The sequence below is a fragment of the Deltaproteobacteria bacterium genome (genome assembly GCA_009929795.1).
In the GTDB taxonomy this organism is placed as follows: domain Bacteria; phylum Desulfobacterota; class Desulfovibrionia; order Desulfovibrionales; family Desulfomicrobiaceae; genus RZZR01.
The window spans coordinates 1-4,311 of the sequence record RZZR01000181.1; the positions used below are offsets into that span (position 1 = coordinate 1).

At 61.7% G+C, this 4,311-nt stretch carries 6 protein-coding genes; all 6 read right to left on the minus strand.

Translation table 11 applies throughout. The features are described from left to right. The coding region (locus EOM25_12620; protein NCC26017.1) for a hypothetical protein at window positions 1-180 on the minus strand (180 nt) is incomplete at its 3' end. A gap of 63 nt (window positions 181-243) precedes the next feature. Next, on the minus strand, window positions 244-909 hold the full coding sequence (locus tag EOM25_12625) for an ABC transporter ATP-binding protein (protein NCC26018.1): 666 nt from the start codon (window positions 907-909) through the stop codon (window positions 244-246). A gap of 10 nt (window positions 910-919) precedes the next feature. Then, the gene (locus tag EOM25_12630) at window positions 920-2,083 is read right to left on the minus strand and encodes an FtsX-like permease family protein (protein NCC26019.1); all 1,164 of its coding nucleotides are present in this window, start codon (window positions 2,081-2,083) and stop codon (window positions 920-922) included. Further along, the gene (locus EOM25_12635) at window positions 2,080-2,523 is read right to left on the minus strand and encodes a DUF2318 domain-containing protein (protein ID NCC26020.1); all 444 of its coding nucleotides are present in this window, start codon (window positions 2,521-2,523) and stop codon (window positions 2,080-2,082) included. Before EOM25_12635 ends, EOM25_12630 begins: the two co-directional genes overlap by 4 nt. Before the next feature lie 172 nt (window positions 2,524-2,695). After that, a complete protein-coding gene (locus tag EOM25_12640; protein NCC26021.1) occupies window positions 2,696-3,142 on the minus strand; it encodes a hypothetical protein in 447 nt (148 codons plus the stop codon). A 74-nt stretch (window positions 3,143-3,216) separates the two neighbouring features. Further along, window positions 3,217-4,311, minus strand: a 1,095-nt coding sequence (locus EOM25_12645) for an MBL fold metallo-hydrolase (protein ID NCC26022.1), incomplete at its 5' end; no start/stop codon positions are given.

The following is a 4,311-nucleotide window of genomic DNA, read 5'->3' on the forward strand; positions in this document are numbered from 1 at the left end:
TTTCGACCGTGAGAAAAACTCGGCCGTGAGTCCGGCCAGCCCGAAGACAATGGGCACGGCCCAGAAGAAACTCAACCGGACGAGTTCCGTTTCGCTTCGTCTGTCGAACTCGAAATAGTAGAGGGTGATAAAGTCGACGATGCCGATGGCCAAGGCCAGGATGTAGAGCAGGCGGAGCACGATCTCCTCCTTGCGAAAAAAAAGCCGGCCCCCTGCGGAGGCCGGCCCCTTGGTTCCTCGAATTCACTGTAACAGTCGGCCGTCCTCCATGGTCAGGATGCGGCCGGCGTATTGGGCATAGGACTGTTCATGGGTGACCATGAGGATGGTCATACCCTCGTCGTGCAGTCCCGACAAGAGTTCCATGACTTCCTGGCCCGTCGCCCGGTCCAGGCTGCCCGTGGGTTCGTCCGCGAACAGGACTCTGGCCGACTTGACCAGGGCCCGGGCAATAGCCACCCGCTGCTGCTCTCCGCCGGAAAGGGATCCGGGAAGTTTCTTCTCCTTGCCCCGCAGTCCCACCCGGTCCAGGCAGTCCACGGCCCGGTCCACAATCTCGGCCGGCACTCCTCCAACTCCCTGCATGAAGGGCAGGACCACGTTCTCCAAGGCCGTGAGATAGGGCATCAGGTAGTGGAACTGAAACACCACGGCGAAATCATTCCTCCGCAGCCCCCGCAACTCCTTTTCATCCAAGGACCAGAGTTCCCGGCCCTGGTACAATACCCGGCCCTCGTCGGGCCTGAGCAGGGAGGACAGAACATTGAGGAGCGTACTTTTGCCTGAGCCGGACCGGCCGACCAGAACTGCGAACTCGCCCTCGGCCAGCTCCAGGCTGCAGGAATGCAGGACCGACGTCTCGACGCCCTCGGCCATGTATCGCTTGGTAATATTTTCGGCTGTGATCATATTGGACTCCTTATAGGCTGATCAATGCCTGGGATGGTTCGATTTTCGAGGCCTTCCAGGATGGAAAGGCCGCCGCGGCTATGGTCAGAAGACAGACCAGGGCGCAGACCAACAATCCCTGTGCCGGATCAAAATGGAATTTCCCGGCCCGGATGATGTCCAGGGCCCGGCCCACGTGCAGGCTGACCGCATGGCCGGCCGCATAGCCGATCACCCCGGCAACCATGCCCGTCAGCAAGGCCTCCAGACAGAAGATGAAAAAGACCTGGCCGCCGGAAAAGCCCAGCGAGCGCAGAATTCCGATTTCACGCCGGCGTTCGTTGACCGCCGAGAGCATTGTCGCCCCGATCATGGCGCAGGCGCTGATCAGGATGATGGCGCACACGGCCAGAACCAGAGTCCGGACAAAGTCCAGATAGCCCATTCGCTGCTCGACAACGCTTCGCAGGGCCCTGACTTCCAGATTCGGCAAAGCCGCCCCGATCTGGTCGACGATCTCGCCGATAGGACACCCCGCGCACAACGCGGCCACTTCCACGAAGTTGATTCGGCCAGGGGTTCCGGCCAACTCCTGGACCGTGTCCAATGACGAGAACAGAACCCTGTCCTCGTCTCCGCCCGTGGGCTCCAGGATTCCGGCCACAGTGAATTCCCGGCCGTCGATGTCCATCATTTTTCCGGGAGCGAGGCCCAAGGATGTCGCTGCCGTGGCCCCGACCAGAACCTCCCGGGCCGCACCCGGGACCCGTCCCTGCACCACCCAGTACTGTTTGATCGAGAGTTCCTGCTCCCAGTCCACTCCCACCAGTACGGCCCGACCGGATTCGGTCCGGGCCAGATGAACGATCTTCGGGGCTACGGCGCTCAGACGCCGGGCATGCTCGATGCCCTTCAGAGCCCTCAAGGTCGGCTCGGCCTCCAGCAGGCTGACATCATAGGTCAGACTGCCCACGTTCAAACCCCCGTAGCTGACCTCCAGGGTTTCGGTTCTGGGGGTGACCAGGATGTTGGCCCCGTAGGCGATGAGTTTCTTTTCCAGACCGTCCTCTATGGCCCCCGAGACTTTGACCAGGGCCACGGTGGAGGTAACCCCCAGAGTGAAGACCAGCGTCAACAGGATGAGGCGGGCCGGTTTGCGCATGGCGTTGCGCGCCGGAATGGTCATGATGTTCATACGCCCTCCGGAAAAAATCGGGCCCCGGCCTCGATGTCGGAAATTTCGATGACCAGATGGTCGCCCTGGACTGTACGCTCCAGGGGCGCGGGGTTGCAGCCCCCGCTGACCACGTTGATGCGACGGGAATCGAAGCGCATCCCGCAATTGACGCAGACCATGACTCCGCCGTCCTGGCGATAGCCCTTGCCGGCCCGGTAACAGACGTCGCAGGCGTCAAAGGCCGCCCGAACGATGCCATCGGAACTCTTGAGGACAAAGAACCTGATCCTGCTCTTGCCGTGGGTGTAGGTATAGAATCGGGCCTGACCGTCGTCGAAATCCTTCAAGGCCAGCCTAACCTGGCCGTCCACCGGCTCCACCTTCTTAAATTTTCCGAACAGACTGAAAGCCTGGGACGAATCCAGGGGAGCCAGAACAAGGGCCATGAACGAAGCCATGACCACACATGCGATGCGAATGTTCATTGCCATCTCCTTGTCGGCCATCAGGCGAGCCTGCCTGAAAAGCCGGATGTCTTGAATGCAAAGGAAGAGAAACGGAACCTGTCCGTTTCGGGAAAAAGCTGCCCAGGCCTTCAGACGAAGGCTTTGGGCCTGAAGATGGCGGGTATCAAATGCGAAAGATGCAGGTCAGGAGATGGATCGGCGGGGATGATTCCCTGGGAAGAAAACCGGCCGGACCGAAACGGGAAGGAAGAGAGGCACCGATGAAGGTCGGGGTCGGGACATGGCCTGAAAGCAACGCCGGCGGAACCGGACCTCCGGCTTCCAAGCTCCGGGCGGGCAGGGCCTCCTGCACGTCCCGCTGTCCGGCCTGCTCCAGGGCGCATCGGCAGTCGTCATCGCACCGGGCCGTTGCCGGCATGGCCCCGGCACAGCAGGACATGGTCGGCTGAACGGCATGGCCGGCCGCAGATTTTGCCTCGTCCCGGGCCGACTCGCAGACCCGACACTCCAGGCATTGACATCCGCCCACGGATGCCCACAGACCCGCGACATCCGCGAGGACCATGAAAAGGGCAAAGAAAAGTACAAGGACTCTTCTTCCCTTAAACATGCCTCTGTGGAGACCGATGGGACCTGAACCTCGATGCGACATGGCTGGACAAATAAGGCAGGTTCAAGCCCCGGTCAATATCCGGAATTCGTGCCCTGGCCGTTGTCGCGCTCGCAATGGACCGGCCGCCGGACTCCATCCAAAGACCATTGAAGCAAAACTGCGCCGGATTCGCCGGTAACGTAGACGGGACACTTGAATTTCCGACAGGCCTCGACCACCTCTGCCGCCGGAAACCCGTACCGATTCTCAAAGCCGGCCGCAGCCACGGCCACCTGTGGGTCGACTCGGGCCAAAAAGGCCGAATCCAGACTGCCTCTGCTTCCGTGATGAGGCAGGATGAGGGCCTCGGCTTGAAGCCTTGCCTCTCTGGCCAGAAGGGAGGCGATACCGGGCCCCTGCACATCCCCGGGAATGAGGACCAGCCCCTGATCCTCCCATCCGAAACGCAGGACCAGGGAGAAATCATTGCTCGAAAATCCTTGGTCTCCTGGCCCGGGATGCAGGCACTCCAGCCAGAATCCACCGCCGAGATCCAGCCTCGATCCGGCCGCCCAGATCATGACCGGGGTTCCGGCCCCTTTCAGCAATTCGTCCAAGCGTTCTCCGTCTTCCCCTTTCGGCCTTCGGCCGTTGAAGGCAAAGGCCTTGACCCGGCACCGTTCCAGAACATGATACAGCCCCCGAACATGATCGGCATCGCCGTGGGTCAGGATCGCGAGATCCACCACCGGACTCCGGCCATGGGTCAGGGTCGGGACCACCGCCCATTTGCCGACATCAAAGGACCGCTGCCAGGACCCGCCGCCATCGACCAAAATACGCCGACCATCGGGCAGATCGATGAGCACGGCTTGGCTCATGCCCGTATCCAGAACCAGAACCTGCGCCCTGTCTTGGGCCCTGTGCCAGGAACCGGCCAAAGGCGGAACAACGATCATGGCCAGACAACCCAAGAGCCAGACCGGAAACACCACTCGGCGGATCGGCCCATGCCAGACTTCGCTCCCGGCCGCCAGGGCCAGGGCCGTCAACACCCCCCAATACCCGAGCATCTCCGGCCACAGGGGACGGCGGCAGGCCTGCACGGCCAGCCATCCCTGGGAGTCCAGCCAGTCGAGGGACCAGGCAAAACCGTCCAGAACCACCGCCGAGGCCTGGATCAGAAT